Source organism: Nonomuraea turcica, from assembly GCF_030718205.1.
In the GTDB taxonomy this organism is placed as follows: Bacteria; Actinomycetota; Actinomycetes; order Streptosporangiales; family Streptosporangiaceae; genus Nonomuraea.
Map to the genome: position 1 here is coordinate 931,252 of NZ_JAUZQF010000001.1, position 26,668 is coordinate 957,919.

The 26,668-nt window shown below is 71.0% G+C and carries 30 protein-coding genes; 23 read left to right on the top strand and 7 right to left on the bottom strand.

Annotated elements, in window-relative coordinates:
- The first annotated feature begins 105 nt into the window (after window positions 1-105).
- From Q9G87_RS04960 to Q9G87_RS60560, 3 genes are all read left to right on the top strand, one after another.
- Entirely contained in the window at window positions 106-1,335 is a 1,230-nt protein-coding gene (locus Q9G87_RS04960; RefSeq protein ID WP_305914957.1) for a Mur ligase family protein, read from the top strand.
- Window positions 1,325-2,038: a type 1 glutamine amidotransferase gene (locus tag Q9G87_RS04965; protein ID WP_305914958.1), complete on the top strand. Its 714-nt coding sequence runs from the start codon at window positions 1,325-1,327 to the stop codon at window positions 2,036-2,038. The genes Q9G87_RS04960 and Q9G87_RS04965 overlap by 11 nt, the downstream gene beginning before the upstream one ends.
- A 163-nt stretch (window positions 2,039-2,201) precedes the next feature.
- A complete protein-coding gene (locus Q9G87_RS60560; RefSeq protein WP_371825725.1) occupies window positions 2,202-2,360 on the top strand; it encodes a hypothetical protein in 159 nt (52 codons plus the stop codon).
- A 13-nt stretch (window positions 2,361-2,373) separates the two neighbouring features.
- On the opposite strand, the gene Q9G87_RS04975 is transcribed toward Q9G87_RS60560, so the two are convergent.
- The 3 genes from Q9G87_RS04975 to Q9G87_RS04985 all read right to left on the bottom strand — a co-directional run bounded on the left by Q9G87_RS04975 (window position 2,374) and on the right by Q9G87_RS04985 (window position 3,756).
- Entirely contained in the window at window positions 2,374-2,751 is a 378-nt protein-coding gene (locus Q9G87_RS04975) for a hypothetical protein (RefSeq protein ID WP_305914959.1), read from the bottom strand.
- Between the two features lie 118 nt (window positions 2,752-2,869).
- Window positions 2,870-3,349, bottom strand: coding sequence for a quercetin 2,3-dioxygenase (locus Q9G87_RS04980; RefSeq protein ID WP_305914960.1), 480 nt, complete (start codon window positions 3,347-3,349; stop codon window positions 2,870-2,872).
- Window positions 3,346-3,756 carry a VOC family protein gene (locus tag Q9G87_RS04985; RefSeq protein WP_305914961.1) on the bottom strand — a complete coding sequence of 137 codons (411 nt, stop codon included), beginning with the start codon at window positions 3,754-3,756 and terminating at the stop codon, window positions 3,346-3,348. Before Q9G87_RS04985 ends, Q9G87_RS04980 begins: the two co-directional genes overlap by 4 nt.
- A 64-nt stretch (window positions 3,757-3,820) precedes the next feature.
- Here Q9G87_RS04985 and Q9G87_RS04990 point away from each other — a divergent pair, with 64 nt between their 5' ends.
- Window positions 3,821-4,465: a TetR/AcrR family transcriptional regulator gene (locus tag Q9G87_RS04990; RefSeq protein ID WP_305914962.1), complete on the top strand. Its 645-nt coding sequence runs from the start codon at window positions 3,821-3,823 to the stop codon at window positions 4,463-4,465.
- Window positions 4,466-4,519: 54 nt separating this feature from the next.
- Here Q9G87_RS04990 and Q9G87_RS04995 read toward each other — a convergent pair whose 3' ends face one another.
- Window positions 4,520-4,819: a hypothetical protein gene (locus tag Q9G87_RS04995; protein ID WP_305914963.1), complete on the bottom strand. Its 300-nt coding sequence runs from the start codon at window positions 4,817-4,819 to the stop codon at window positions 4,520-4,522.
- Between Q9G87_RS04995 and Q9G87_RS05000 the strand changes: the two genes are divergently transcribed.
- From Q9G87_RS05000 to Q9G87_RS05020, 5 genes are all read left to right on the top strand, one after another.
- The gene (locus Q9G87_RS05000; protein ID WP_305914964.1) at window positions 4,800-5,120 is read left to right on the top strand and encodes a hypothetical protein; all 321 of its coding nucleotides are present in this window, start codon (window positions 4,800-4,802) and stop codon (window positions 5,118-5,120) included. The two genes, Q9G87_RS04995 and Q9G87_RS05000, sit on opposite strands and share 20 nt — an antisense overlap.
- Window positions 5,117-5,338 carry a hypothetical protein gene (locus Q9G87_RS05005; RefSeq protein WP_305914965.1) on the top strand — a complete coding sequence of 74 codons (222 nt, stop codon included), beginning with the start codon at window positions 5,117-5,119 and terminating at the stop codon, window positions 5,336-5,338. The genes Q9G87_RS05000 and Q9G87_RS05005 overlap by 4 nt, the downstream gene beginning before the upstream one ends.
- A gap of 202 nt (window positions 5,339-5,540) precedes the next feature.
- Window positions 5,541-6,344, top strand: coding sequence for an ArsR/SmtB family transcription factor (locus Q9G87_RS05010; protein ID WP_305914966.1), 804 nt, complete (start codon window positions 5,541-5,543; stop codon window positions 6,342-6,344).
- A gap of 134 nt (window positions 6,345-6,478) precedes the next feature.
- Window positions 6,479-7,087 carry an FMN-binding negative transcriptional regulator gene (locus Q9G87_RS05015; RefSeq protein ID WP_305914967.1) on the top strand — a complete coding sequence of 203 codons (609 nt, stop codon included), beginning with the start codon at window positions 6,479-6,481 and terminating at the stop codon, window positions 7,085-7,087.
- Window positions 7,084-8,568: an amidohydrolase gene (locus tag Q9G87_RS05020; RefSeq protein ID WP_305914968.1), complete on the top strand. Its 1,485-nt coding sequence runs from the start codon at window positions 7,084-7,086 to the stop codon at window positions 8,566-8,568. The genes Q9G87_RS05015 and Q9G87_RS05020 overlap by 4 nt, the downstream gene beginning before the upstream one ends.
- A 6-nt stretch (window positions 8,569-8,574) precedes the next feature.
- On the opposite strand, the gene Q9G87_RS05025 is transcribed toward Q9G87_RS05020, so the two are convergent.
- Entirely contained in the window at window positions 8,575-10,050 is a 1,476-nt protein-coding gene (locus tag Q9G87_RS05025) for a helix-turn-helix domain-containing protein (protein ID WP_305915136.1), read from the bottom strand.
- An 82-nt stretch (window positions 10,051-10,132) separates the two neighbouring features.
- Here Q9G87_RS05025 and Q9G87_RS05030 point away from each other — a divergent pair, with 82 nt between their 5' ends.
- From Q9G87_RS05030 to Q9G87_RS05075, 10 genes are read left to right on the top strand one after another with little or no spacing between them, the layout of a single operon-like run.
- Window positions 10,133-11,236: a DUF917 domain-containing protein gene (locus Q9G87_RS05030; RefSeq protein ID WP_305914969.1), complete on the top strand. Its 1,104-nt coding sequence runs from the start codon at window positions 10,133-10,135 to the stop codon at window positions 11,234-11,236.
- Window positions 11,223-12,797: a hydantoinase/oxoprolinase family protein gene (locus Q9G87_RS05035; RefSeq protein ID WP_305914970.1), complete on the top strand. Its 1,575-nt coding sequence runs from the start codon at window positions 11,223-11,225 to the stop codon at window positions 12,795-12,797. Before Q9G87_RS05030 ends, Q9G87_RS05035 begins: the two co-directional genes overlap by 14 nt.
- Window positions 12,798-12,824: 27 nt before the next feature.
- Complete coding sequence (locus tag Q9G87_RS05040) at window positions 12,825-14,477, top strand: ABC transporter substrate-binding protein (protein WP_305914971.1); 1,653 nt, start codon at window positions 12,825-12,827, stop codon at window positions 14,475-14,477.
- 1 nt (window position 14,478) lies between these two features.
- Complete coding sequence (locus Q9G87_RS05045; RefSeq protein WP_305914972.1) at window positions 14,479-15,447, top strand: ABC transporter permease; 969 nt, start codon at window positions 14,479-14,481, stop codon at window positions 15,445-15,447.
- The gene (locus Q9G87_RS05050) at window positions 15,444-16,322 is read left to right on the top strand and encodes an ABC transporter permease (protein ID WP_305914973.1); all 879 of its coding nucleotides are present in this window, start codon (window positions 15,444-15,446) and stop codon (window positions 16,320-16,322) included. The genes Q9G87_RS05045 and Q9G87_RS05050 overlap by 4 nt, the downstream gene beginning before the upstream one ends.
- Complete coding sequence (locus tag Q9G87_RS05055) at window positions 16,322-17,293, top strand: ABC transporter ATP-binding protein (protein WP_305914974.1); 972 nt, start codon at window positions 16,322-16,324, stop codon at window positions 17,291-17,293. The genes Q9G87_RS05050 and Q9G87_RS05055 overlap by 1 nt, the downstream gene beginning before the upstream one ends.
- Window positions 17,290-18,294 (top strand): ABC transporter ATP-binding protein, encoded by a 1,005-nt coding sequence (locus tag Q9G87_RS05060; RefSeq protein ID WP_305914975.1) that lies wholly within the window; start codon window positions 17,290-17,292, stop codon window positions 18,292-18,294. Before Q9G87_RS05055 ends, Q9G87_RS05060 begins: the two co-directional genes overlap by 4 nt.
- Window positions 18,291-19,682 carry a serine hydrolase domain-containing protein gene (locus tag Q9G87_RS05065; protein ID WP_305914976.1) on the top strand — a complete coding sequence of 464 codons (1,392 nt, stop codon included), beginning with the start codon at window positions 18,291-18,293 and terminating at the stop codon, window positions 19,680-19,682. Before Q9G87_RS05060 ends, Q9G87_RS05065 begins: the two co-directional genes overlap by 4 nt.
- Window positions 19,682-21,622 (top strand): S9 family peptidase, encoded by a 1,941-nt coding sequence (locus tag Q9G87_RS05070; RefSeq protein ID WP_305914977.1) that lies wholly within the window; start codon window positions 19,682-19,684, stop codon window positions 21,620-21,622. Before Q9G87_RS05065 ends, Q9G87_RS05070 begins: the two co-directional genes overlap by 1 nt.
- A complete protein-coding gene (locus Q9G87_RS05075) occupies window positions 21,619-23,196 on the top strand; it encodes an N-acyl-D-amino-acid deacylase family protein (protein ID WP_305914978.1) in 1,578 nt (525 codons plus the stop codon). Before Q9G87_RS05070 ends, Q9G87_RS05075 begins: the two co-directional genes overlap by 4 nt.
- Here the strand turns inward: Q9G87_RS05075 and Q9G87_RS05080 are convergent.
- Window positions 23,190-23,552: a DsrE family protein gene (locus tag Q9G87_RS05080; RefSeq protein ID WP_305914979.1), complete on the bottom strand. Its 363-nt coding sequence runs from the start codon at window positions 23,550-23,552 to the stop codon at window positions 23,190-23,192. The genes Q9G87_RS05075 and Q9G87_RS05080 overlap by 7 nt on opposite strands.
- Window positions 23,553-23,656: 104 nt before the next feature.
- Between Q9G87_RS05080 and Q9G87_RS05085 the strand changes: the two genes are divergently transcribed.
- The 4 genes from Q9G87_RS05085 (at window position 23,657) to ygfZ (ending at window position 26,168) form a co-directional block, all read left to right on the top strand.
- The gene (locus Q9G87_RS05085; RefSeq protein WP_305914980.1) at window positions 23,657-24,145 is read left to right on the top strand and encodes an FABP family protein; all 489 of its coding nucleotides are present in this window, start codon (window positions 23,657-23,659) and stop codon (window positions 24,143-24,145) included.
- Complete coding sequence (locus Q9G87_RS05090; protein WP_305914981.1) at window positions 24,142-24,438, top strand: DUF2470 domain-containing protein; 297 nt, start codon at window positions 24,142-24,144, stop codon at window positions 24,436-24,438. Before Q9G87_RS05085 ends, Q9G87_RS05090 begins: the two co-directional genes overlap by 4 nt.
- A 335-nt stretch (window positions 24,439-24,773) precedes the next feature.
- Complete coding sequence (locus Q9G87_RS05095; RefSeq protein ID WP_305914982.1) at window positions 24,774-25,187, top strand: Fur family transcriptional regulator; 414 nt, start codon at window positions 24,774-24,776, stop codon at window positions 25,185-25,187.
- 42 nt (window positions 25,188-25,229) lie between these two features.
- On the top strand, window positions 25,230-26,168 hold the full coding sequence (gene ygfZ / locus Q9G87_RS05100) for a CAF17-like 4Fe-4S cluster assembly/insertion protein YgfZ (protein WP_305914983.1): 939 nt from the start codon (window positions 25,230-25,232) through the stop codon (window positions 26,166-26,168).
- Window positions 26,169-26,224: 56 nt separating this feature from the next.
- Here the strand turns inward: ygfZ and dtd are convergent, their stop codons facing one another.
- Entirely contained in the window at window positions 26,225-26,650 is a 426-nt protein-coding gene (dtd, locus tag Q9G87_RS05105; RefSeq protein WP_305914984.1) for a D-aminoacyl-tRNA deacylase, read from the bottom strand.
- Between the last annotated feature and the right edge of the window lie 18 nt (window positions 26,651-26,668).

A 26,668-nucleotide genomic window follows, 5' to 3' on the forward strand; every position in this document is an offset into this window, starting at 1 on the left:
CCCCGCCGGCACCGGTGCGAGCGTTCGGCCCGGGGCTGCCAAACGGGACCGTGTTTACGCGCGCGTCTCCAGAGTTGGGGCCAACGCCGACTAGGATCCATGGGCATGACCCAGCTTCCTCTGCGGGCTCAGCTCGCCAGCGCCCTGGGACGCAGTGCCGCCACGCTGTCCAGGATGACCGGGCGCGGCGACGGCTCGGTGATCGGCGGGCGGGTCGGCCTGCTGCTCGAGCCCGACCTCCTGCGCAAGCTGGCCCACGACCGCAAGCTGGCCCTGGTCAGCGCCACCAACGGCAAGACCACCACCACCAGGCTGATCACCTCGGCGCTGCTCGAGCTCGGCGAGGTGGCGACCAACGCGTTCGGCGCCAACATGCCGGCCGGCCACGTCTCAGCGCTGTCCCAGCACAAGGCCGCCCCCTACGGCGTGCTGGAGGTGGACGAGAAATATCTGCCCGAGGTCCTCGACACGACCGGCGCAGGCGTCGTGTGCCTCATGAACCTCAGCCGCGACCAGATGGACCGCGCAGCCGAGATCTGGCTGCTGGCCCAGAAGTGGCGCAGGGCGCTGTCGGGCAAGCCCACCCACGTCATCGCCAACTGCGACGACCCGCTCGTCACCTGGGGCGCCTCCACGGCCGCCAAGGTCACCTGGGTCGCCGGCGGGCAGCGGTGGAAGGAAGACTCCTGGTGCTGCCCCGAGTGCGGCGGCCCGCTCGACCGCAAGGACGCCTTCTGGGCCTGCCGCGAGTGCACCTTCCACCGGCCGGAGCCGCAGTGGGCGCTGGACGACGAGGTGGCCGTCGACCCGCGCGGGCAGCGGTGGCAACTGGACATCCAGCTTCCCGGCCTGGCCAACCGCTCCAACGCGGTGATGGCGCTGGCGGTCGCGGAGGCGTTCGGGGTGCCGGTGGAGCGGGCGCTGCCCCGGCTGCGCGAGGTCACCTCGGTGGCCGGCCGCTACACGACGGTCGAGCGCGAAGGGCGCCACGCCCGGCTCCTGCTGGCGAAAAACCCGGCAGGCTGGCTGGAGGCGTTCGACGTCGCCGACCCGCAGCTGCCGATCATCCTCTCGGTCAACGCGCAGGGCCCTGACGGCCGCGACACGTCCTGGTTGTGGGACGTCGACTACCGCATCCTGCGTGGCCGTCCCGTCTTCGTCACCGGCCAACGCCGCCTCGACCTGGCCCTCCGGCTCGACGTGGCGGACGTGCCGTTCACACTGTGCAACACGTTCTCGGAGGCGCTGGCCATGCAGCCGCCCGGCCGGGTCGACGTGATCGCCAACTACACCGCCTTCCAGCAGATCCGATCGGAGTTCGGTCGTGCCGTCTGACAGCGTCCTGCGCATCGTCTGGATCTATCCCGACCTGCTGAGCACGTACGGGGACCAGGGCAACGTCCTCGTCCTGGAGCAGCGGGCGCAGCGCCGGGGGATCCAGACGGAGACGATTCACGTACGGTCGGCGGACCCGGTCCCGGAGAGCGGCGACATCTACCTGATCGGCGGCGGCGAGGACCGGCCCCAGATCCTGGCCGCCCAGCGCCTGCGCAAGGACGGCGGCCTCCACCGCGCCGTCGCCTCCGGGGCCGCCCTGCTGGCGGTGTGCGCCGGTTACCAGATCATGGGAAGCACGTTCGGCGGCGAAGAAGGCCAGCCCGTGGACGGGATCAGCCTCCTCGACATCGCCAGCTCCCGCGGCCCCGCCCGGGCGGTGGGCGAGCTGGTCGCCGAGGTGGACGCCACGCTCAACCTGCCGACGCTGACCGGCTTCGAAAACCACATGGGTGTCACCCACCTGGGACCCGGCGTCAGGCCGCTGTCCAGGACGATCAAGGGCGTCGGGAACGGTGACGGCTTCGAGGGTTGCTACGCGGGCCACGTGGTCGGCACATACCTGCACGGGCCGGCGCTGGCCCGCAACCCCGCGCTGGCTGACCTGCTGCTGTCGTGGCGGGCCGGGCAGCTGGCCCCGCTCGACGACTCCCGCTACGAGGCCCTCCGCCAGGAACGCCTGGCAACCGTCCTGCAGGACTGACCTTCGCGCTCGGGCCATGACCTGTGTGCCATGGCCCGAGCCCGCCAACTGTGCATGATCGTCCGTCGGCGCGAGGTTCGAAGCCGCCTCGCTGACGTCATCGATCGCGCTCGTCGGGAGGAAAGCCCGACGATCATCACTCGGCCGCAAGCAGGAAGCTATCGTGATCGACATGGGTGAAGATCAGCGCCTGCGACAGATCGCGGAAGGCGTCGAGGAGGCATGGCTCAAGCAACTGGCCGACGAAGCCGAGTCTGAGGGCACTGAAGGTTCCATCACTCTCGAAGAGATGGCCGCCTTGCTCCGCGCTCCACAGGACTAACCGTCATGGGGGTTCACGCCGCACGCCCACCGCGGCGTTCGATATCAGGGCCCTTCAAGGGCACAGTGCCCGCTGGCGCCTCAGGATCGGCGACTACCGCGTCGTCTAAACCGTCGAGGACGGTCAACTGATTGTGTGGGTCCTGGCCGTTGGCAATCGCCGCGACATCTACCGCAATGTTCAGTAGGCCCCCACGGCGGAGGTCGGCGTCGACCGTTCGCCGCAGGATAGGAGTGCGCTGGCCCGACGTTGCCCGACGATTCCGCTGGTCGATGGCCGTCCCGGCGTCACCGAGGATGATGGACACGCCGATCCGGTACGTCGCCACATGACCCGCCGACAGGACGAGCATCGGAGCGTGCCTCGCCGCCTTGCCGGCCTCCTCCAGCATGCTGAGTGCGCTGCGCCGGATCCGTGTGTGTTGGCCGCGATGTCCTCGTGGCCGTTGCCGAGGGTGCGGGTCAGGTACGCCAAGAGATCACGTTGCTGCCCCCTGTTGTGGTGTCGGGTCACATGGGCGGTGGGCCGAGGATCTCGTGGCCGTAGCGCTGGCCGGCCTCGATCAGGCGGGGGATGTCGGGCGGGGTGGGGGCGGGGAGGCCGGGATGCTCGGCGGGGCGGCCGAGTTCGGCGATGAACTGCTCGAATCCCGACGGCGTGGTGATCTGCAGGCCGCGTACCGGTCCGTCGGTGACGATGAAGGAGTGCGGGATGCGGCGAGGCAGGAAGGCGAAGTCGCCGGGTCCGGCGGTCCAGTGGTGGTCGCCGCAGTCGATGGCGATCTTTCCCTCGAGGATGTAGAACGCTTCGTCCTCGCGGTCGTGGATGTGCTGGGGCGGTCCGAAGCCGGCCGGTGCGGACCACTCGATGAGGGTGAAGGCGCCGCCGGTCTGGTCGGCGCCGGCCTTCACCGCCATCCGGGTGTCCAGGAACCACAGGTGCGGCCCGTCGGTGGAGGTGAGCAGGTAGCCGCTGGGATCGAAGCTCATCGGGCGTCCTCGGGCTGGCTGTCGGCGGGGTGGTAGAAGCGGATCTCGATGCCGTCGGGATCGTGTAGGCCGACCAGCACCTGGCCGACGTGGCCCGTGATGATGCCGTCGTGCGGCTCGGCCAGGTCGTCCAGGCGCTGCTGCCAGGCCTTCAGGTCGCGCAGGGTGGGTACGCGCAGGGCCATCGGGTCGAATCCGGCCATCGCGGCGGCTCGTACCGGGTCGTGGCGTAGTGCCACATCAAGGGTGTTGTTGGCATCGCGGAGGGCGACGCCCATGAGTGTGCCGTCTTCGACGAACTCGATGTACAGGCGCAGGCCTAACACGCGCTCGTACCAGTCGCGGCTGCGCCGGACGTCCGTCACCGGGAGTTTGACGTGGTGGAAGCCGTTGAGTGCCGGGTCCATGAATCCTCCAGAGGATCTCACTAGAGCAGACTCTAGCGAATTTCTTTGTAGTAGGCTCTAGCGAATGAGTGATCCTGTCAAGAGCGCGACTGGGCGCGGCACCCGCCGCTCCGCCCAGGCGCGGGCCACCCGGAGACGGATCATCGACGGCGCGCGGGAGCTGTTCCTGCGGCAGGGATATTCCTCGACCACCCTGGATCAGATCGCCGCCGCGGCTGGTGTCGCGGTGCAGACGGTGTACTTCCACTTCGGCAACAAGGCCACGGTCCTCAAAGAGATCATCGACGTGCTGTCGGTCGGCGACGACGAGCCGATACCGGTGCTGGACCGGCCCTGGGTGGAGCAGGTGCGCGACGAGCCCGACGGCCACCGCGCGCTGGCCATCTGGCTGGCCAACAGCCGCGTCATCTTCGGCCGGGTGGCGCCGATCATGAAGATCGTCCGCGACGCCGCCGGCTCCGATGCCGAAATGGCCGCCCAGTGGGAGACCAACCAGGGCCAGCGCTACACCGCCCACCGCACCCTCGCCGGGCAACTCGCCGACAAGCAGGCCCTGCGCCCGGACCTTTCGACCGAGGAGGCGGCCGACATCATCTTCACCCTGGTCAGCTTCGAGGTCTACCTGTTGCTCACCGGCGTACGCGGGTGGACACCCGGGCAGTGGGAACGCTGGATCCACACGATCATCGCCGCCGCGATCCTGCGATGAAGGCGGCCCGGGTCCGTCGGACGCCCTCCAGTGCGCGCACCTTGCCGGTGATGGTCAGGCGTCGGCGTCGGCGTCGGGGGCGGGTACGGCGGTGCCGCGCAGGTCGACCAGGTGGAGCCGGTTGACCGTGGGCTCGCTCACGCCGGTGAGGCCGAGTTCGGCGAAGGTGGCGTGGACCGCGGGATGGATGCGCTCGTCGAAGGCCTTGGCGCACAGTTCTTCGGATTCCCACACGTCGATGTGGCGGAGCGTTCCATCGGGCTGGGTGGCGGCCATGTGCACGATGAGCCCCTTCAAGGGCTCGTCGCCGAACCGTTGGATGATCTTCTGGTAGATGTCCGCGTTGATCGGCACGTCCTGCTCCGCGATCGCCGCCGACGCCGAGGTCGCCCAGGACACCGTCTACGCCGCGGCCGGCCGCAAACCCCAGATCTTCCAGCTGCTGCTGGAGACCGCCATCTCCGGCAGCGACCAGGCCGTGCCCGCCGAGGAACGCGACTACGTCCGCCGGATCAGAGCCGCCACCACCGCCGCGAGAAGATCGACCTCTACGCCCACGTCATCCGCGAGATCGGCGAGCGGATGGCCCCGCTGCGCCGCATCCTGCGCGAGGCCGCCGGCCAGTCTCCCGAGCTCGCTGAGATCCGCGACATGATCGCCCAGCGGCGCGCCGCCAACATGCGGCTGTTCGCCCAGGACCTGGCCGCCACCGGAGACCTGCGCGACGACCTGGACCTCGACCAGATCGCCGATGTGGTGTGGAGCACCAGCTCAGCCGAGTTCTACGGCCTGCTCGTGCTCGAACGCGGCTGGACGCCGGACGCCTTTCAGCAATGGCTGGCCGACACCTGGCGCCGCCTCTTCTTCCCCTAAGGGCCTTGAGCCCCTTGTGGCGGGCGCGACCGCGATCGGCCGTTACCCTTCAGGCGGGGTCCGGGGATGCCGCCCCCGCGTCGCCCTCCACCGGGACCACCGTGCCGCCACCCTACGTTCCGCTGTCCATGATTGACAGGCAGCCGTTTGGCTGCCTATTGTGATTATGCAGTCAAACGGCTGCATGTTGGGATGGCGGTAGATGGACGAGGTTTTCAAGGCGCTGGCCGACCCCAGTCGCCGCAGGTTGCTGGACAGCCTGAACGCCCGCAATGGGCAGACCCTGCGCGAGCTGTGCTCGGGCCTGGACATGGCCAGGCAGTCGGTCAGCAAGCATCTGGCCGTGCTCGAGGCGGCCAACCTAGTGACCACGGTGTGGCGCGGGCGGGAGAAGCTGCACTACCTGAACGCCGTGCCGATCAACGCCATCGCCGAACGCTGGATCAACCAGTACGACCGCCGGCGGGCCGGCGCGCTGGCCGATCTCAAGACCGCATTGGAGGGTACGCACGTGGATGGCACCGACTTCGTCTACACGACGTACATCAACACCACGCCCGAACGCCTCTGGCAGGCACTGACCGACCCGGCCTTCACCGAGCGCTACTGGGGGGCCGTCCTGGAGTCCGACTGGAAGGTCGGCTCGACGGTGACCTATAAGCAGGGCGGCGTCACGATCGAGGACCCCGAGCAGGTCGTGCTGGAGGCCGAGCCCGGCCGCCGCCTGGCCTACACCTGGCACTCCTTCACGCCGGACTTCGCCAAGGTCTTCGGCTTCGACGCCGACGACGTCGCTAAGTGGGCCGCGGAGCCGCGATCCACGGTGACGTTCGACATCGAACCGCAAGGCCAGATGGTCAAGCTGACCATCGTGCACCACGGCTTCGAGCCCGGCAGTGCGGTCAGGGAGTCGATCAGCCAGGGCTGGCCGGCGATCCTGTCCAACCTCAAGACCCTGCTGGAGACCGGCGAGACCCTGCCTATGGAGGACGAGAAGGGGGCATGACCCGCACAGTCCGGCTGGTCGTTTGTGTTCCCCCCACAACAAGCGGCCGCCCTGCTGTGGCGGCGCAACCTTGGACAGGGAGCCCCCAACGGCGATAGTCGTCATCATGCCGACTCCAACCAGCGGATGTGTCCGTGCGGCACAACGCTGACTATCTGCTCGACGACGACCGGCGGATCCGGGCCCTTGTCCGGGACAACCCCTGGGCCACGCTCGTCAGTGCCACCTCCCGAAGCGGGCTCATCGGCTCCCATCTGCCGATCCTGCTCGAGAACGGCCCGGGACTTTCGGTCGTGGGCCACCTCGGGCGGCCCGACGAGGAGCTGCACGAGCTCGGCGAGCACGAGGTGCTGCTGATCGTCGCGGGGCCGCACGGCTACATCTCGCCGGGATGGTACGGCGGCGCGGTGGCCGTACCCACCTACAACTACCTGGTCGCCCATCTCTACGGCCGCCCTGAGATACTCGGCCCTGAGGAGGCCTTCCAGGTGCTCACGGACACGGTCGACCGCTTCGAAGGCGCCATGACGTCGCCGCACAAGGTCGACGACGACTACGCGCGGCGGGTCGCCAAGGGTGTCGCGGCATTTCGTGTGCGGGCGACGCGCGTGGTGGCCAAGGCGAAGCTCAGCCAGGACAAGCCTGCGGAGACGGCGCACCGGGTCATCCACGCGCTGGAAGGCCACAACCCCGAACTCGCCGGTGAAATGCGCAAGGTCTGGACTCCTGAGGAGAGCAAATGAACGACACCTTGATCCGTTCCGCCCGGCTCGGCCGGGACGGCGTGCTCGGCGACGTGCTGCTCTCGGATGGGCGGGTGGCGCGCGTCGGCGGGCGCATTCCTGCCGAGCCCGGCTGGGAGGTGGTGGACGTCGACGGGCGGATGGTGCTGCCCGGTCTCTGGGACCACCACGTGCACTTCGACCAGTGGACCATGGCCAGGCAACGCCTCGACCTTTCCGGGGCGCAGTCGGCGGCCGAGGCCGTCCGGCTGGTGGCGGAACGGCTGCGCGCCAAACCGCCAGAGGCAGGCCTTCCGCTGGTGGGCTACGGGTTCCGGGACGCGTTGTGGCCGGACACGCCCCATCGTGACCTGTTGGACGCCGTGACCCCGTCGGACGTCGCCGTGGTTCTGGTCAGCGGAGACCTGCACTGCTGCTGGGTGAACTCCGCCGCGGCCCGGCGGTACGGTCACGCCGATCATCCGACCGGCATCCTGCGGGAAACGGAGTGGCAACCGATCGGCGAGGAACTCGCCGACCTGCCCGCCCCGCTGCTCGACGGGTGGGCGAGGGAAGCCACCGCCGCGGCGGCCGCGCGTGGCGTCGTCGGCGTCGTCGAGCTGGAGGCGCCCTGGTCTCTGGACGCGTGGGTACGCCGGGTGCGCGACGGTAACCGGATGTTGCGGGTGGCCTGTGGCGTCTGGCCGGGGCGCCTGGATGAGGCGATCAGCCGAGGGCTGCGCACCGGTGACGTGATCCCCGGCACTGACGGGCTGGTCGAGATGGGGCCGTTCAAGGTGATCACGGACGGGTCGCTCAACACGCGAACGGCCTACTGCCACCACCCTTACCCGGGGCTGGACAAGGGCGAGCACCCGTACGGCATGCTCCTCGTCCCGCCGGACGACCTCGTGAAGCTGATGACCAAGGCTTGGTCGCACGGACTGCGGCCGGCCGTGCACGCGATCGGAGACCATGCCAACACGCTCGCGCTCGACGCGTTCGAGCAGGTCGGCGCGCGTGGCAGCATCGAGCACGCGCAGTTGCTGAGCCGCTCGGACCTGGACCGGTTCGCCGCGCTCGGTGTGGTTGCGAGTGTCCAGCCCGAGCACGCGATGGACGACCGTGACGTGGCCGACCATCACTGGGCAGGGCGGACCGACCGGGCGTTCCCGTTCCGTGCGTTGCACGCTGCCGGTGCTCGTCTGACTCTGGGGTCCGATGCCCCTGTGGCCCCGCTGGACCCGTGGGTCTCGATCGCCGCGGCCGTGCACCGGAGCCGGGACGGGCGGGAGCGGTGGCACGCGGAGCAGGAGATCCCGGTCGCGCAGGCCCTGGCGGCCTCCACCCGCACGGGCAGGGCGTGGCTCGCGGAGGAAGATCCCGCGGATCTCATCGTGGTCGACGCCGATCCCTACACCGCCTCGCCCGACGCGCTCCGGGAGATGTCCGTCGCCGGCACCATGCTCGACGGCCGCTGGACCTGGCGGAAGGGGATCTGACTCGGATCACCCGTTGAGCAGCCGGACCCGGCACGCCATCTGCAGGGCGAAGCGCGTGTCCGGGTCGGTCAGATCCGCTCCGAGCGCCTCGGTGATCCAGCGCAGACGGTAGGCGACCGCGTTCGGGTGCAGGTGCAGGACCTCGGCAGCCCGGGTCGGCGAGCATTGGGCGTCAAGGTACGCGGACAACGTCGTCAGCCCCACCCGGGAGCGTGCCGCGCCGAGAGCGTCCAGCGGGGCCAGCATTTCGCTGAGGAGGTTCCGGCTCAGGGGCGAGGAGTACAGGTCGGCCAGGATCCGGCGCAGGCCGGTGGCGTCGGCCTCGACGAGGGCGCCGCGGCGACCCGTGGCGTGGGCGGAATCGGCCGCTACTCGAGCTTCGGCCGCGGACTGGCGCAACCCGTCCGGGCCGGTCTGTGGCGTGCCGAGACCTCCCGTGATCACGATGTCGCCGCGATCGGTCAGGACGTCGATCAGCCGTCCGACTTCCGTACGTACCTGCCGGTGCAGTTCTGCCCCCGCCGGTCCGGTGCGCACGATGATCAGATCGCCGCCCAGCCGCGCTACGTGCCAGGCGCCCGGCCTGGCGTGGAGGACCTGCAGCGCCGACAACTCGGCCTCCTCCAGCACCTGCCTGGCCCGGACCAGCGAGGACGTCTCGGCGTCTTCGACCTGGAGCCAGGCCACCACGTGGGCCTGCTCCACGGGGAAGTCGAGCTGGAAGGCCTGCTCGACGAGTTGCGGCAACTGCGCCCGATCGCACAGCACGAGCTGCACGATGAGCCCCGCCCGGGTGAGCGCGGGCGCGAAGCGGCGGTTGAGCTCGCGTTGCCGGAGCCGCGAGACGAGCGCGGCGATCGCCGGGAGGGCCACACGGGTGGCGTCGTCGTCGAGGTCCGGCACGAGCCTGGCCACCAGGTGCCGGCCGACGACGACCGCGCCGGGGTCGGCCTGGTCGGTCGGTCTGGTCTCGTCGAGGACGAGCCGGCAGCCCAGCGCCTCGGACACGGCGTCCAGCAGCAAGCGCACCGCGTCCGGGCCTTCCAACTCGGCGGCCTGCTGGGCGGCGCGAATCGCGGCCGCCGCGCGGGCCAGCGCGTCGGAGGCGCCGCCTCGTACGAAACGGTCGATGTCGAGCAGGAGCTCGGCTCCGTCGCGACCGTCGTCGAGCCCCAGCACGGGCAGCCGCGCCCGCTCGGCCAGTCGCGTGGCCGTGATCGGCAGCTCTCGAACGGCCGCGAACACCAAGCCTGCCGCGTCGCGCGCGGCCGCCTGGCGGATCGCGACATCGATCTCGTAACTGGAGATCGGCTCCGATCCGAGGATCACGATGAGGCTCTCGGCGGGCACGCGGTCCAGCGCGGCCAGCGTGTCGGCGGCCGTGACGTGCTGGATGGGCGTGTCGGTTGCAGGGCCCGCGAGCAGCATGAGCCCGAACCGCAGGTGATGCCGCAACAGCTCCGTAACCGTCGCCGAAGTCATTTGTGTCACGAGCACAGTTTGCGCAGAAGTGTTGTGTTCCCGCTATATGGGCTCCCTGCGGGGACGCCTCCACAATCGACGCATGCAGCCAGCTAGTGACAACGACGTGGGCCAGCTGACCGAGAGCGACCTGCCCGCGCTCGCGCGTGGATGCGCGATCCTGGGCACGGGTGGCGGCGGATCGGTGGAGACCGCCATCCCCAGCGCCCTGCAGGCGCTGCGCGACCACGGCCCGGTCCGCATCGTGCGCCTGGCCGAGCTCGACGACGACGCCCTCGTCGTGCCCATGGCCAGCATCGGCGCCCCGACGGTCGGACACGAGATGCTGGCGAGCGTCGACCAGCCGAAGCGGCTGCGCGACGAGATCGAGCGGCTCGCCGGCCGGCCGATCTCAGCGATCATGGCGGGTGAGATCGGCGGCAGCAACGGCGTCGAACCGGTCGGCTGGGCCGCCGAGCTCGGCGTGCCGTTGCTCGACGCCGACGGCATGGGCCGGGCCTTCCCTGAGCTGCAAATGGTGTCGATGCACGTCGCCGGGCTGTCAGCGGACGTGGTGGTCATGGCCGACGTCGTGGGGAACGTCGCGGTGCTCCGGCCGATCGACGCGGTCTGGTCCGAGCGGCAGGCGCGGGCGGTCTGCGTGGCCAGCGGCGCCAGCTCGATGATGGCCAACTACCTCATGACGGCGAGCCAGGCGAGGGGCGCGGTCATCGAGGGCAGCATCTGCGCGGCGCTCGCCATCGGGCGAAGCATCGCTGAGAGCACCGGCGACCCGGTCGCCGGGCTGGCGGGCCGCCTGGACGCCCGGCGGCTCGTCGACGGCAAGATCGTCGAGGTCGAGCGGCACACCGGCGGCGGCTTCGTCCGCGGCTCGGTCGTCGTCGACGGCACCGGCGCGGACGCCGGCCGCATGGTCCGCATCGAGATCCAGAACGAGAACCTGGTCGTCTTCGAGTCCGGCGAGGTACGCGCGAGCGTCCCCGACCTGATCACCGTGGTCGACACGCAGACCGCGGACGCCATCTCCACCGAGATGCTCCGCTACGGCCAGCGCGTCAGCGTGCTGGCCTGGCCGTGCGACCCGCTCTGGCGCACCGAACGCGGGCTGGCGGTCGTGGGACCGCGGGCCTTCGGCTACAACCTCGACTACCGGCCGATTGAGGAGCTCGTCCATGCCGGCATCTGACCTCGGACGCGAGCTGAAGATCGGGATCGACGTCGGCGGCACGAACACCGACGCGGTGGTGCTCGACCGATCCGAGACGATCGTCGCCCGCGCCAAGCGGCCCACCACATCGGACGTCCGGACCGGCATCGGGCAGGCCCTGTCGGCGGTGCTGGGCGCGCTCGGCGAGCGCGAGCGCGAGGTGGGGCGGATCATGCTCGGCACCACCCACGCCACCAACGCTCTGCTGCAGCGGCGCGGGCTCGGCCGGGTGGCGGTGATCAGGCTGGGCGCCCCGGCCGGCACGGCCGTCGCCCCGCTGACGACCTGGCCCGCGGATCTCGCGGAAACCGTCTCGGCCGGCTCCGTCATGGTCGGCGGCGGCCACTTCGTCGACGGCTGGCCGATCGCGCCGCTGGACCGCGACGCCATCCGCCGCTTCCTGGCATCGGTGGCGGACCGTGCCGACGCGGTGGCGGTCACCGGCATCTTCAGCCCCGCCGCCGGCGACCAGGAGCAGGAGGTCGCCGCGCTGGTCCACGACGAGCTCGGCGCCGGTGTCGCAGTTTCCATGAGCCATGAGATCGGCTCGCTCGGCCTGCTGGAGCGGGAGAACGCCACTGTGCTGAACGCGGCGCTCTACCGGGTGGCCGGTGAGGTGACGCAGGCCCTGGACGCCGTGCTCGCCGAGCGCGGGCTGGACGTGGCGGCCTTCTTCGCCCAGAACGACGGCACGCTGATGGCGCTCGACTACGCCTCCCGCTACCCGGTGCTGACGATCGGCTCGGGGCCGGCCAACTCGATCCGCGGCGCCGCGTTCCTGTCCGGTGTGGACGACGCCATCGTCATCGACGTCGGCGGCACCTCCACCGACCTCGGCGTGCTGGTGCGCGGGTTCCCGCGGGAGTCGTCGTTCGCGACGGTCATCGGCGGGGTGCGGACGAACTTCCGGATGCCGGACATCCTCAGCGTGGCGGTCGGCGGCGGCACGATCGTCGGCGGGACCCCCGACGATCCCGCCGTCGGGCCCGTCTCGGTGGGCTTCCGCATCACCTCAGAGAGCCTGGCGTTCGGCGGCGACACGCCCACGCTCACCGACGCGGCCGTGCTCGCCGACCGGGTCGCGCTCGGCACGCCGCACAAGTCGCCGGCCCAGGTCCGCACCCTGCTGAGGTCCGCTCTGGACGCCGCCGACGGCATCATCGCTGACGCGGTGGACCAGATGTCGCTCGGCAGGAAGGACCGGCCCGTCGTCGCGGTCGGCGGCGGCGCGTTCCTGGTGCCCGACAGGCTCGCCGGGGGCGCCAAGGTGCTGCGTCCCGACCACGCCGACGTGGCCAACGCGGTGGGCGCCGCCATCGCGCTGGTCAGCGGCCGGTGGGAGACCCTCGCTCCGGCCGGTGACGGCCGCCGCAAGGCCATCGAGGACGCCGGCGAGAAGGCCGTCCGGCGGGCGGTCCAGGCAGGGGCCGATCCCGACGCGGTGCAGGTGATCGAGATCACCGAGACGCCACTGTCCTACCTGCACGAGCCCGCGGTGCGGATCAACGTCAAAGCCGCGGGCCCCCTCGGCTGGCTGTGAGCCGGCCACCGTAAGAAAGAGGACACCATGATCACCACCTCTCGCCGCAGGCGGACGGCCCTGATGTGCTGCGGCCTCGCCGTCGCGGCCACCGTGGCCACCGGCTGTGGCGCGTCCTCCGGGCCGCCCGCGAGCGAAGCCAAGGGCGGCGGCATCCTCAGCGTCGGCGTCACCGCCTCGCTCGGACGGCTCAAGTCACTCAACCCGCTGGCCGACAACCTGTACGGGTCGTGGATCGCTCGCCAGCTCATCTACCCCGCGCTGGTCCAGCTCGACGGCACTCAGCTCAAGCCCGCCTGGGCGAGCAAGTGGGACGTGTCCGGCGACGGCCGCGTCTACACCTTCCACCTCCAGCCGGGCAGCTGGTCCGACGGCAAGCCCATGACCGCGCACGACGCCGCGTGGACGGCGACGTTCGAGCTGGAGCACGCCGGTGACGCGGCCGGGCTGGTCTCGTTCGCGCTGGAGGGCGTGAAGAGCGTCAAGGCCGCGGACGACCGCACGCTCGTGGTCACGTACGAGGAGCCCGTCGCCGAGAGTGTGCTCACCCTGTTGGCCAACTTCCACGTGCTGCCCAAGCACGTTTACGAGCCGCACGCCGCCGGCGACGGCTCCAAGATGACGGCCTTCCGACCCGAGGACAAGCTGCCTGTCGTAGCCGGCGGGCCCTTCACCGTGACCGAGTTCCAGTCCGACGGCACGACGATCTTCGAGCCCAACAAGGGCTACTACGGGGCGGCCCCACGCGTGCAGGCGGTAGGCCTGAGAGTGTTCCAGAACGACGAGGGCCTGGCCCAGGCGCTGCGGGCAGGCGACGTGGGCTGGGGCTACGGCGGCGGCTCCGCCGTGGCGGCCTCGGTGAAGGGCGCGGCCGGCGTCGAGGTCGTCTCCTCACCCTCACAGGAGGTGGCCCTTCTGAACATCAACTCCAACCCCAAGAAGCGGGATGCCCCCGAGCTCCGGGAGGTGAAGGTCCGCGAGGCCATGTCGCTCGCGATCGACCGCAAGGAGCTGATCGAGGTCGCACTCAACGGGTACGGCGAGCCGGGCCGCAGCGTCCTGGCGCCCTTCCTGGCGACCTGGATCCCGCAGGACCTCCAGCCCGACCCGCATGACACCGCCAAGGCCAACGCCATCCTCGACGAGCTCGGTTACAAGCGCGGCGCCGACGGCGTGCGGGTGACCCCCGGCGGCGACCGGATGGCGTACTCGATGATCGTGTGGGAGGAGATCACCAGGGTCGCCGAGATCCTCCAGAAGAACCTGGCGGAGGTCGGCATCGAGGTGAAGCCGGACATCGCCCCCGACTACACGGCCGCGGTGACCGCGCCCGACGGCAAGTACCTCGACTTCGACATGGCTTTCTCCTACTGGACCGAGAGCCCGGACCCGGGTGGCGTGCTCCGTGTCTACAGCTGTGACAGCTGGGGCAGCGTGAACTTCGCCGGCTACTGCGACAAGACGTTCGACTCCCTCCTCGCCGACCAGCGCGGCATGCTCGACCAGGCGAAACGGCAGGAGGCCGTCGCCACCCTGCAGAGGATGCTGCTGCGCGACAGCAGGGCCGCGCTGCCGCTGTACCACGCCGAGACCGTGCACGTGGTCGCCAAGGGCTGGACCGGCATCGACACCGACAGGTTCGGGCCCGACCTCTGGACCCAGATCCACCGAGGTCAGTGACATGAACCGCGGCGAGTACGTCGTCAGGAGGTCGGCGTCCGCGGCGGCCACCGTCGCGGCGGCCGTGACGATCAACTTCGTCCTCTTCCGCGCCGCGCCGGGCGACGCCTCCACGCAGTACCAGATGTGCCGCACGTGCAGCGCTGAGTTCCGCGACTACCTCCGTGCGGAGCTCGGCCTGGACCGCCCGCTCATGGAGCAGTTCGCCCGCTACGTGACGGCGTTGTTCCGCGGCGACCTGGGCTACTCGTTCCAGACCCGGCGGGCGGTGTGGGACGAGCTGGCCGGACCGCTGGCCAACACTCTTCCCATGGTGGGCGTCGGGCTGGCGCTCGGACTGGGGCTCGGCCTGCTCATCGGCGTGGTCGCGGCGTGGCGGCGCGGCACGGTCGCCGACTGGGGGCCGTTGTCGGCCTCGATGTTCCTCTCCGTGCTGCCGATCCAATGGATCGGCCTGATGCTCCTGCTGCTCTTCAGCGGCACGCTGCCGACCGGCGGGGTCGCCGATCCGTATCTGCGCTTCACCGACCCGTCCTGGTGGGAGGTGCTGGCCGACCGGCTGGAGCACATGGCGCTGCCGTCGCTCGCGATCGGGTTGGCCTGGTGCGGCTCGTGGGCGCTGATCACCCGGTCGGCGCTGCTCGGCGCCCTGGGCGAGGACTACGTCCGCACCGCCCGCGCGAAGGGGCTGTCGAGCTGGCGGATCGTCCGCCGCTACGCCCTGCCCAACTCGATGCTCCCGATCACCACCTTGATCTTCCTGACGTTCGGGTACATCGTCGCCGGTTCGCTGCTGGTGGAGACGGTGTTCTCCTATCCGGGGATCGGGCTGGTGCTCTACCAGGCGGTGCAGAACCGCGACTACGCCGTGCTCCAGGGCGGATTCCTGCTGCTGACCGTCTCCATCGTGCTGGCGAACCTGCTGGCCGACCTGCTCTATCTCCGGCTCGACCCGAGGATCAGGACATGACCGTGCTCCGCGGGCACCCGGGCGGCGCTCTCGGGGCCGGCCTGCTGGCGGCGATCGTCATCGGGGCGGTGCTTGCGCCGCTGATCGCCCCATTCGGCTTGCGGGAGAAGGCCGGCGCGGTTTACCAGCCACCGTCGTGGCCGCACCCGCTGGGCCTCGACGACGCCGGCGTCGACATGGTGACCCTGCTCCTGTGGGGCGCGCGGACGTCGTTGCTCGTCGGGTTCGCCGCCGCGTTGATCGCGGTCGTCGTCGGCGGGGCCGTCGGGCTGATCGCCGGCTATGCCGGTGGCCGGACGGACGCGGTGCTGATGCGCGTCACCGACTACATGCTGGTCATCCCCGACATCCCACTGCTGCTGATCGTCGCGGCCATCTGGGGACGCAGCATGACCGGAGTGATCCTGATCATCGGACTGTTGTCATGGCCCCGGCTGGCCAGGGTCGTGCGTGCCGAGGCCCTGAGCGTGCGGGAACGCGCCTACGTCCAGCGCGCGCTCACCATCGGGGCCGGGAGCCTGCGGATCGTTGGCACCCATGTGCTCCCGCACGTGACGCCGTTGCTCCTGACCCTGGCGATCTTCGCCGTCGGCAATGCCATCCTGGTCGAGACCGCCGTCGCCTTCCTCGGCCTGGGCGACCCATCGGCTGTCTCCTGGGGGCGGCTGATCCAGAACGCCTTCGCCGGCCAGGCCGTCTCGCGGGGCGCCTGGTGGGCGATCGTGCCGCCGGGCCTCGCCGTCGGCTTCCTCATCCTGTCGTGCACGCTGATCGGTCGCGCGCTGGAAGACCACCTCAACCCGCGGCTGCGCAGCGGCTATCTGTCGGTACGCACGTTCCGCGTCGTGACGACGCCGACGAGAGGTGAGCCCTGATGTCCACTGCCCTCCTCGAAGTCCGCGATCTCCACGTATGGTTTGACCTCGACCGGGGCGGCCGGGTGCACGCCCTGCGCGGTCTCGACGTGACCCTCGACGCCGGTGAAGGGCTGGGGCTGGTCGGCGAGTCGGGCTGCGGCAAGACCACCGCGATCATGGCCATGATGGGCCTGCTGCCGCCCTCGGCGACGGTCGCCGGGGAGGTCAGGATCCGCGGTGACAACGTCCTCGCGCGCGGCGAGGCGAGCGTGCGCCCGTACCGGTGGACCGACATCGCCATGGTCTTCCAGGGCGCGATGAACGCCTTCAGCCCCGTCGCGACCATCGGCGAGCAGATCGCGGAGCCGATGCGCGTCCACGGGATCGCCGCGGGCCGGGCGGCCACCCGGCGCGCACGCGAGCTGCTGGAGCTGGTCGGCATCCACCCCGACCGCGCCGACCGCTACCCGCACCAGTTCTCGGGCGGCATGCGGCAGCGGGCGGCCATCGCGATGGCGCTCGCCTGCGAGCCGAAGCTGCTGCTCGCCGACGAGCCCACCACGGCGCTCGACGTGATCGTCCAGGCACAGGTGCTGGACCTGCTCGACCGGCTGCGCCGCGAGCTCGGGCTGGCGGTCGTCCTGGTCACCCACGACCTGCCCGTGGTGAGCCGCGTCTGCCGGCGGGCCGCCGTCATGTACGCCGGCCGCGTGGTCGAGAGCGGCCCGGTCGGCACCCTGCACGACCGGCCCGGCCATCCGTACACCCGTGCCCTGTTCGCCGCCGTCCCCGATCTCCACACGGCCGGGGTGGGCGCGTCGATCCCCGGCGCCCCGCCCCGGCTCGACGAGGACTGGAGCGGATGCTCCTTCGCGCCGCGCTGTGGTGAGGCGGATGCGCGGTGCCGTACCCATGCTCCGCGGCCTGTGGTGCTCGCCGCGGACCGGACCAGCGAGTGCCACCTGGCGGGCATCGGAGGTCGCTCATGACAGCGGGATCCCCCGGAGCTCCGCGCTTGCTCGAGATCGACGGGCTGGTCACGCACTTCCCGCTGCCCCGCGGGACGTTCGGTGCCCGGCGGAAGGTCGTCCGTGCCGTGGACGGGGTTTCCTTCGCCGTCGAGGCAGGCGAAATGGTCGCCCTCGTGGGCGAGTCCGGCTCCGGCAAGACGACCACGGCCCAGTCGGTGCTGCGGATGGTCGAGCCCACCGCCGGGACCATCCGGTTCCGCGGGCAGGACATCACCGCCCTCGGCCGGCGACCCCTGAAGCCGGTACGGCGCCGGATGCAGGTCGTTTACCAGGACCCCTACGAGTCCTTGGACCCGCGCTTCCGCATCGGCCGCTCCGTGGCCGAGCCGTTGGCGGTGCATGGCGTCGGCACCCGTGCCGAGCGGCGGGACGTGGTCCTGCGGGCCCTCGAACGGGCGGGCCTGACTCCCGCCGAGATGTTCGCCGACCGCTACCCGCACGAGCTGTCCGGCGGCCAGCGGCAGCGGGCCGCCATCGCCGCGGCCCTGGTCCTCGGCCCCGACCTGCTCATCGCCGACGAGCCCGTGTCGATGCTCGACGTGTCGGTGCGGGCCGGTGTGCTGGCAGTCTTCGACGAGCTCCGGCGCTCCGGGCTGGGCATCCTGATGATCACCCACGACCTCTCGACCGCGGTGCACCACGCCGACCGGATCGCGGTGATGTATCTCGGCCGCATCGTGGAGGAGGGCCCGGCGGCCGAGGTCGTGCGCAACCCGGCCCACCCCTACACGCGGGCCCTGGTCGCCGCCGTCCCGCGTGTCGGCCACGCCGGCCGGCCGATCGAGATCAGGCCAGGCGAGCCGCCCGACCCGGCCGCGGTGCCGGACGGCTGCCGGTTCCACCCTCGCTGCCCGATCGCGGTCGAGGAGTGCGCCAGGGTGGACCCCGCGCTCCTTCCCGCGGCCGGACCGGCTTCGCATCGCGCCGCTTGCCCGATAACCCGCCAGGAGGACACGTGAACCCGGTCCCGTCCCCGCTGAACCCGCCGCAGATTCTGCCCGTCGACCTCGACGATCTCGTCGTCTCCACGCTCGCCGAGCACCAGGTCCCCGGATGCTCCGTGGCCGTGTCGTACGGCGAACGTCACTGGCACGGCGCGTACGGCTTGGCCCGCGTGGATCCCGAACTGCCCTTTCTTCCGGACACCCGGATCCCCGTGGCCTCGATGACCAAGCCCTTCACGGCCGCGGCCGTCATGGCCCTGGTCGAGGCGGGTGCCGTCGACCTGGACACGCCGATCCGGCACTACCTCCCCGATTTCCGGGTCGCGGACCAGGAGGCCACCGAGAGCGCGACCGTGCGGCACCTGCTCATCCACCGGACGGGCTGGCAGGGGGACGAGCCGGAGCTCGTCGACGATCGCGGCGCCGGCGCCCTGGCGGACCAGGTGGCGGCCCTCGGGTCGCTGGTGCAGTTCCTCCCGCCTGGCACGACGTTCTCGTACTGCAACACCGGCCTGGACGTCGCAGGCCGGCTGGTCGAGGTGATGGGCGGCGGCGGATATGAGTCGATCATCGAGCGGACGATTCTGCGGCCGCTCGGCATGACGCACTCGACGTTCTTCGCCGAGCAGGTCGTCTCCGCCCCCGCGGCCTCGGGCCACGTGCGCGCCGCCGACGGGACGATGCGGCCGGTCCAGGACCCGTGGCTGCTCCCGCGCGGCGTCAACCCCTCGGGCGGGCTGATCTCGTCCGCCCGCGACCAGCTCCTGTGGATGCGCTGGTGGCTGGGCACCCTGGACGCGCCGGGACCGCTCACGCCCGAGACTCGCGAGCGAATGGCCGGCGACCTGGTGCCGATCGGCTCCGGACCCGCCGCCACCGGATTGGGCTGGCATGTCGACCACGTCCACGGCGATGCCGGGAACGTGCGCTCCGTCTACCACGAGGGCAGCCTGCGCGGGACGGCCACGGTCTGCCGGTTCGTCCCCGAGGTGGGCCTGGCCGTCGTGGTGCTCACGAACGCCGATGACGGTCAGCTGGTGCACCGGGCCGTCAGCGATCGGCTGCTCGCTGAGCTGGCCGGGATCCGGCGGCCGGACAGGAAGCTCGATGAGCACGTGGACGAGCGGACGCTCGCCGGCTACGCGGGCGCCTACCGCGCCCCGGACGCGGCCTCGTGCGCGGAGGTCACGGCCGGGCCCGGCACCCTGCGCCTGCACGTCACCGCCGGCCTCCTCGATCACCCCCTCGACATGAGCGCAGGGCGGGTCGAGGACGACGATTTCGCCCTCGTCGACGGACCGATGCGGAGCGAGCCGCTCGTGTTCCTGCGCACCCCGGAAGGGGAGCTGTTCGGGCTCCGCCTCGCGGGCCGGGTCTTCGTCCGCGCGGAGGGTGAGGCGTGATGCGCCGGCTCCGGCTCGACGACCTGTGGTCGTTCGTCATCCCCAGCTCTCCGGCCATCGCCCCGGACGGCTCCCGCGTCGTCTACGTCCTGCGTACGGCGGAACGGGACGCCGACCGCAACCGCAGGGCGCTGTGGGCCGTCGGCACGGAGCCCGGCGCGCCGCCCGTGCCGCTGACCACCGGATGGGCCGACACCTCGCCGGCCTGGTCGCCGGACGGCTCGCGCGTCGCGTTCCTGCGCGGCGGCGACGGGCCGCCGCAGCTGTACGTGGTCCCCGCGGTGGGCGGCGAACCCGAGCGCCTCACCGACCTGCCCCTCGGCGCAGGATCGCCACGATGGAGCCCCGACGGCGGGCGCATCGCCTTCACGGCGCCGGTGGCCGCCACATCGCCGGGCGGTCCCATCGTGATCCGGCGCCTGCGGTACAAGGCCGACGGCGTGGGCCTGCGTGGATCGGCCTGCCGGCAGCTGCACGTCCTCGACCTCGGCACCGGTCAGGTGCGACAGCTCACGGACGGGGAGTGGGACGCGGGCGAGCCGGCGTGGTCGCCTGACGGCACGCGGCTGGCGTACGCGGCCCCGACCGGGGCGGATGCCGACCTCACCCTCACCTCCGCCGCCTACGTGGTCGGCCTCGCCGCCGGGAGCCCACGGCTCGTGGGCGGCGCGAAGGGCTGGGTCGAGAGTGTGGCCTGGTTTCCCGACGGCGGTGCCCTGCTGGCCGTGGGCGCGCCTGCCGTACGGATCGGTCACACCCGGCTGCTGCGCCTGCCGCTGGAGGGCGGCGAGCCCGTCGATCTGACCGCGGAGCTGGACCGCAACGTGATGCCTGGCGGGCCCGAGTGGCCGGGCGGGACACCGCAGTTCACCCGCGACGGGCAGGCCGTGGTGTTCTGCGCGCGCGACCGAGGGAGCACACGGGTGTACCGGGTGAGCGTCCACGGGGGCCGTCCAGAGCCGGTGCCCCTGGCGCCCGAGGTCAGCGTGGCGGGACTGTCGCTGGCGCGTACCACCGACGTCGCCGCCGTCGTCTCCGCCACGGTCGGCTCGCACGGCGAGATCGCCCTGCTCGACCTCGACGGCGGCGGCGTTCGCGACCTCACGGCGCACACCCGTACGGCCCTGCCGGACGTGGAGTTCATCCGGCCGCAGGAGCGGGAGTTCACCATCAGCGACGGTACGGTCGTCCACGGCTGGATCGTCCGTGACCCGACGGCCACCGGCGCCGGGCCGCTCCTCCTGGACGCGCACGGCGGCCCGCACCTGGCCTGGGCACCCCACCTGGAACCGGCGCATCCCTACCACCAGCTGCTGGCGGCCCAGGGATGGACCGTCCTGCTCCTCAACCCCAGGGCCAGCGACGGCTACGGCGAGGACTTCTACGCCGCCAGCGTGGGCCGCTGGGGCATCGGCGACGAGCGCGACTTCCTCGAACCCATCGACCGGCTCGTGGCCGAAGGCGTGGCCGACCAGGACCGGCTGGCCGTGTGCGGCTACAGCTACGGCGGGTTCACCACCTGCCACCTGACCACGCGGACCGGCCGGTTCGCGGCGGCCGTCGCCGGCGGCCCGGTGACCGACCTGCTCAGCATGGCGGGCAGCTCGGACGACGCGGCCGTGTTCGCCGCGCTGGAGTTCGGCGGCGACGTCTACGCCGGTGGCGACCTGCTGCGCGCCCAGTCGCCGATCGAACGGGTGCGGCACGTGAGCACCCCGACCCTGCTGGTGCATGCGGTCAACGACGATCGATGCCCGGTCGGCCAGTCCGAGGAGTGGTTCACCGCGTTGCGCACGCTCGGTGTGCCCACCGAGATGGTCCTTTATCCAGACGAATCGCACCAGTTCCTCGCCGACGGAAGGCCCTCGAACCGCGTCGACTACAGCAGGCAGATCGTGCGATGGGTCACGGCCCACGTGGACGGGGGAGGCGCGGGGTGACCGCACCGGTGGTGCTTCGAGGCGGGACGGTCTTCGACGGGCTCGGGTCGCCGGGCGTGGTGGCCGACGTGCTCGTGGCCGGCGGGCTCGTCCGGCAAGTCGGCACGGTTGACCCGCCGCCTGGTGCGCGGATCCTCGACTGCGACGGGTTGTTCGTCTGCCCGGGTTTCATCGACGCCCACGCCCACAGCGACCTGGCTCCGTTCATGGCCGAGCCTCAGCCGTTCAAGCTGACTCAGGGCGTCACGACCGAGATCAACGGCAACTGCGGCATCAGCTTCGCCCCGACCGACGCGCCGGCGGCAGAACGGCTCGGCGGCGCCCTGCACGACGTGGTCCGCGAGGTCGACGTGCGGCCCATGGGCTTCGGCGAATTCCTCGACGCCGTACGGCGAGCCGGGCCGGTCAACCACGTCGCATACCTCGTCGGGCACGGCACGCTCCGGCTCACGGCCAACGGCCCCGGCGAGGAACTGGCGCCGGGCGCGCTCGACACGATGACCCGGCTCGCGGCCGAGTCCTTCGAAGCCGGGGCGGTCGGCTTCTCCACCGGGCTGATCTACCCTCCTGGCTGCTACGCCGATCTGCCCGAGCTCCAGACACTCGCCCGCGCCGCCGCACCGTACGGCGCGGTGTACGCCACCCACATGCGCGATGAGGGCCGTCGCGTGCTCGATGCCATCGATGAAGCGGTCGCGGTGGCGCGCGCCGGTCGTCTGCGGCTGCAGGTGTCGCACTGCAAGCTCGCCGGCGCCGAGAACCACGGCCGGGCCGGAGAATTGCTCGCGCGCCTCGAGGCCGCGCGCCGCGCCGGCGTGGACGTCCTGGGCGACCAGTATCCCTACACCGCGGCGGCCACCATGCTGGCGGCGCTGCTCCCGAACTCGGCACTCACCGGTGGCGCGGCGGATCTGACATCGCGGCTGCGTGACCCGTTGTTCCGTGCGCGGCTACGCGGACAGGCCGGACGGGGCGAGCCCGGTGACGGCATCTGGGGCGAGGCCCAGCCGGACGGGATCCTCGTCACCGCGCACGCCGACCCCGGCGTGTCCGGCCGGACGCTCGCCGAGCTGGCCGGCGACCGCGACGTGTTCGAGGTGATGTGCGACCTCGTCGCCCGCGATCCCGCCGCCGGGATGGTGATCGCCGCCATGTCCGAGTCCGACGTACGCGAGATCATGGCGAGCCCGCTGATCGGCATCGGCTCGGACAACGCGCTGCCGGGCCGAGGACCGGTCCACCCGCGAACCTACGGCACGTTCCCGCGGCTGCTCGGCCGCTACGTCCGCGAGCTGAACGTCCTCACCTGGCCCGAAGCGATCAGGAAAGCGACCTCGCTCACGGCCGGCCACTTCGGGCTGCACGGCCGCGGGACGCTGCTTCCCGGAAGCGGGGCCGACGCCGTCGTGTTCGATCCGGCCACGATCGGGCACGATGGCACCCCGCTCCATCCCCGCGCTGGGGTGACGGGAGTGCTGACGGTGCTCCTGGACGGCGAGCCGGTCATCCGCGACGGCACCTACATCGGGCAACGCCGAGGACGCCTCCTGCGGCGTCCGGGAGGCCGTCAGTAGACCAGGGCCTGGGCCCCCTCGGCGGTCACTTCCTCCACGAACGCCGGTGCGCCGGCGATGCGGACCCCGTCGATGAGGTCGTCCACGGTGATGTTCCTGCGGGCCGCGCACTGCGTGCAGAGCGTCACCCGGCCGCCGGCCAGGATGGCGTCGAGCAGGTCGGTGAGCGGCGCGGCGTGCGGCAGGCTGAACTCCTTGGCCCGCCCCGGCAGCGCGAACCACGACGATTCGCCGGTCAGCCACAGGGAAACGGGGACACCGCTCGCGAGCGCGGCGGCGGCGACCGTGAACGCCTGGTTGCAGCGCTCCGGGGCATCCGCCCCGGCGGTCACCTTGATCACCAGTGATCGTGCCATATCCGTCAGCCTAACGCGCGCGGAGCGAGCATGCGGATCGAAGCAGAGCTCAAGGCCGTGATGCTATGCCGTACGGGCACGAAGCGCCACTACGCTTGGGGAACATGGAAGAACCTGAGGTGCACCCTGATCTGGAGCCGATCGCCTTCCTGCTCGGCCGCTGGGAAGGCGCGGGCGTGGGCGGCTACCCGACGATCGAGAGCTTCAACTTCGGGCAGGAGATCGAGTTCGGCCACAACGGCAAGCCGTTCCTGACCTACGTGAGCCGCACCTGGCTGCTCGACCAGGACGGCAACCGAGTCAGGCCGCTGGCCACGGAGTCGGGATACTGGCGGCCGCAGCCGGACCGGCAGATCGAGGTGGTGCTGGCGCACCCGACCGGGATCGTCGAGATCTACATCGGCGAGGTGATCTTCCACAAGATCGAGCTGCGTACGGACGTCGTCGCGCGCACCGCCACGGCCAAGGGGTACACGGCGGGACATCGGCTGTACGGACTGGTCAACGGCAACCTCATGTGGGCCTATGAGATGGCCGCCGTCGGGCACCCCCTGACGGACCACATGTCGGCCGAGTTGAAGAAGGTGGCATGAGCACTCCCTTCACCGCTGACGCCGTCGAGGCGATCAAGCGTCACATGAACGACGACCACGCCGCCGACTCCCTGATCATCGTGCGGGGCCTCGGCGGGCGGCCCGACGCGACCACGGCGCTGACGAGCGACGTCGACGCCGAGGCGATCGAGTTCACGATCGACGGCGGGGAGCGGGTCCGGGTGCCCTGGGGCGAGACGCTCACCGAGCGCGCCCAGGTGCGCAAGGCCGTGGTGATGCTCTATCGCGAGGCGTGCGGCCGGCTCGGCCTGCCGGTCAGAGGTGAACATTGAAGAAGGGCCCCAAGCATCACTCCGCCTGCGGTGCAGGCGGGCCGGATGGACCATGGTCGGGATCAGAGTCCCGCCCTCCGGCTGCCAGGGGCCCCGGTGGTTGCCTCGAATTCGCCAACGTCAACGAGACGAGACAAAGTTGTCCGCGACGTTAGCGGACAACCACCTCGCTAGCCCGACTATGAGAAACCATTATTCGGACCACCTCCTTTCTGCGTACTCACGAAGCTATGCGGTCGTCCGCGGACGGGGCAAGTGAATATCCCCGGGTCGTACGGTGGACCGCGTTCAGCGGTCCACCGCAGGCAGCGGACCGTTGCGCCTAGACTCGGGGCATGACCGAGACGCAGTGGCACGAGGAACTTCGCGCGAAGGGCTACCGGGTCACACCACAGCGCCAGCTCGTCCTCGAGGCGGTCAAGGAGCTGGAGCACGCCACGCCCGAGGAGATCTGCGTCAAGGTCCGGGAGACGGCGCGCGGGGTCAACATCTCGACCGTCTACCGCACGCTGGAGCTGCTGGAAGAGCTGGGTCTGGTCACCCACACGCACCTCGGCCACGGGGCGCCGACCTACCATCTCGCGGCCGAGGCCGATCACGTGCACCTGGTGTGCCGGGGGTGCGACGAGGTGTTCGAGGTGCGGCCGGAACTGGCCGAAGGGCTGGTCCAGGGCCTCGACGATGAGTTGGGGTTCGTGGCCGACGTTCATCATCTGACCGTTTTCGGGCGCTGCCGAAACTGCCGGTAGCCGTTGTCGGGCGCCGCCGCCGCTGCGGATAGCCTGGAGTGCATGCGTAGCCCTCTGCTCGATCTCCCCGGCGCCGTAGCGGCAGACGCGCCGGACTCCGACGTAGCCGCGCACTACGGCGATCTTTACGCCGAGCAGCGCGCGCTGGCCAAGGGCGAGGCGGTCGTCGACCGCAGCAACCGCGAGGTGGTCCGGATCTCGGGCGCCGACCGGCTGAAATGGCTCAACGACCTGACCTCCCAGAAGCTCGACACCCTGAAACCGGGCGAGTGGACGCAGACGCTGGACCTCGACCTGCAGGGCCGCGTGCAGCACCACCTGACGCTGGTGGACGACGGCGAGAGCGTGCTGGCCCACGTCGAGCCGGGCACCGCGCAGAGCCTGATCGACTATCTCGACCGGATGCGGTTCATGCTCCGCGTCGAGGTGTCGCGGGCCGATGACCTGGCCGTGCTGTCCACGGCCACGGAGGACTTCCTGGTGCCGCGCGCGGAGCTGGCCGATCACCTGGGCAAGCCGCTGGCGGGGCTGTGGGCGTACGAGGCGCTGCGGATCGAGGCGCACCACCCGCGGATGGGGTTCGAGACCGACCACAAGACCATCCCGCACGAGGTGGGCTGGATCGGCGCGGCCGTGCACCTCAGCAAGGGCTGCTACCGGGGCCAGGAGACGGTGGCCCGGGTGCACAATCTGGGGCATCCGCCGCGCCGCCTGGTGTTCCTGCACCTCGATGGCAGTGTCGACACGTTGCCCCCGCACGGCGCACCGGTGATCTTCGAGAGCCAGGAGGTCGGCGTGGTCGGGTCGGCCGCCCGGCACCACGAGCTCGGGCCCATCGCGCTGGCGGTGATCAAGCGTACGGTGCCGGTGGACGCGCCGCTGCTGGCCGGCGGGGTCGCGGCGGCCCAGGAGGTCGTCGTGCCGCCGGACGCGGGTCGCAACGTCTCCATCGACCCGTCGCTGCGACGTCGCATCCGCTAAAACCGCCGCTGCGACGTTTGCATCCGTTAAATCCGTCGCTGCGACGTTCGCATCCGCTAAATATCGACGACAAGGGTGATCGGGCCGTCGTTGACGAGGGACACCTTCATGTCCGCGCCGAAGACGCCCGTCTCCACGTGCGCGCCCAGGCTGCGCAGCTCGTCTACGACGGCGTCCACCAGCGGTTCGGCGACCGGCCCAGGGGCGGCCGCCTGCCAGGTGGGCCGCCGGCCCTTGCGCGCGTCCCCGTACAGGGTGAACTGGCTGATCACCAGGAGCGGCGCGGACACGTCCGAGCAGGACTTCTCGCCGTGCAGGATGCGCAGGCCCCAGAGTTTGGCGGCGAGCTTGGCGGCCTCGGCCCGCGTGTCCGTGTGCGTGACGCCCACCAGGACGAGCAGGCCGGCCTCGGTTATCGCCCCGACGGTCCGGCCTTCGACCTCGACGGACGCTGCACTCACTCGCTGCACCACTGCTCGCATGGGATCCCATTCTGGCCC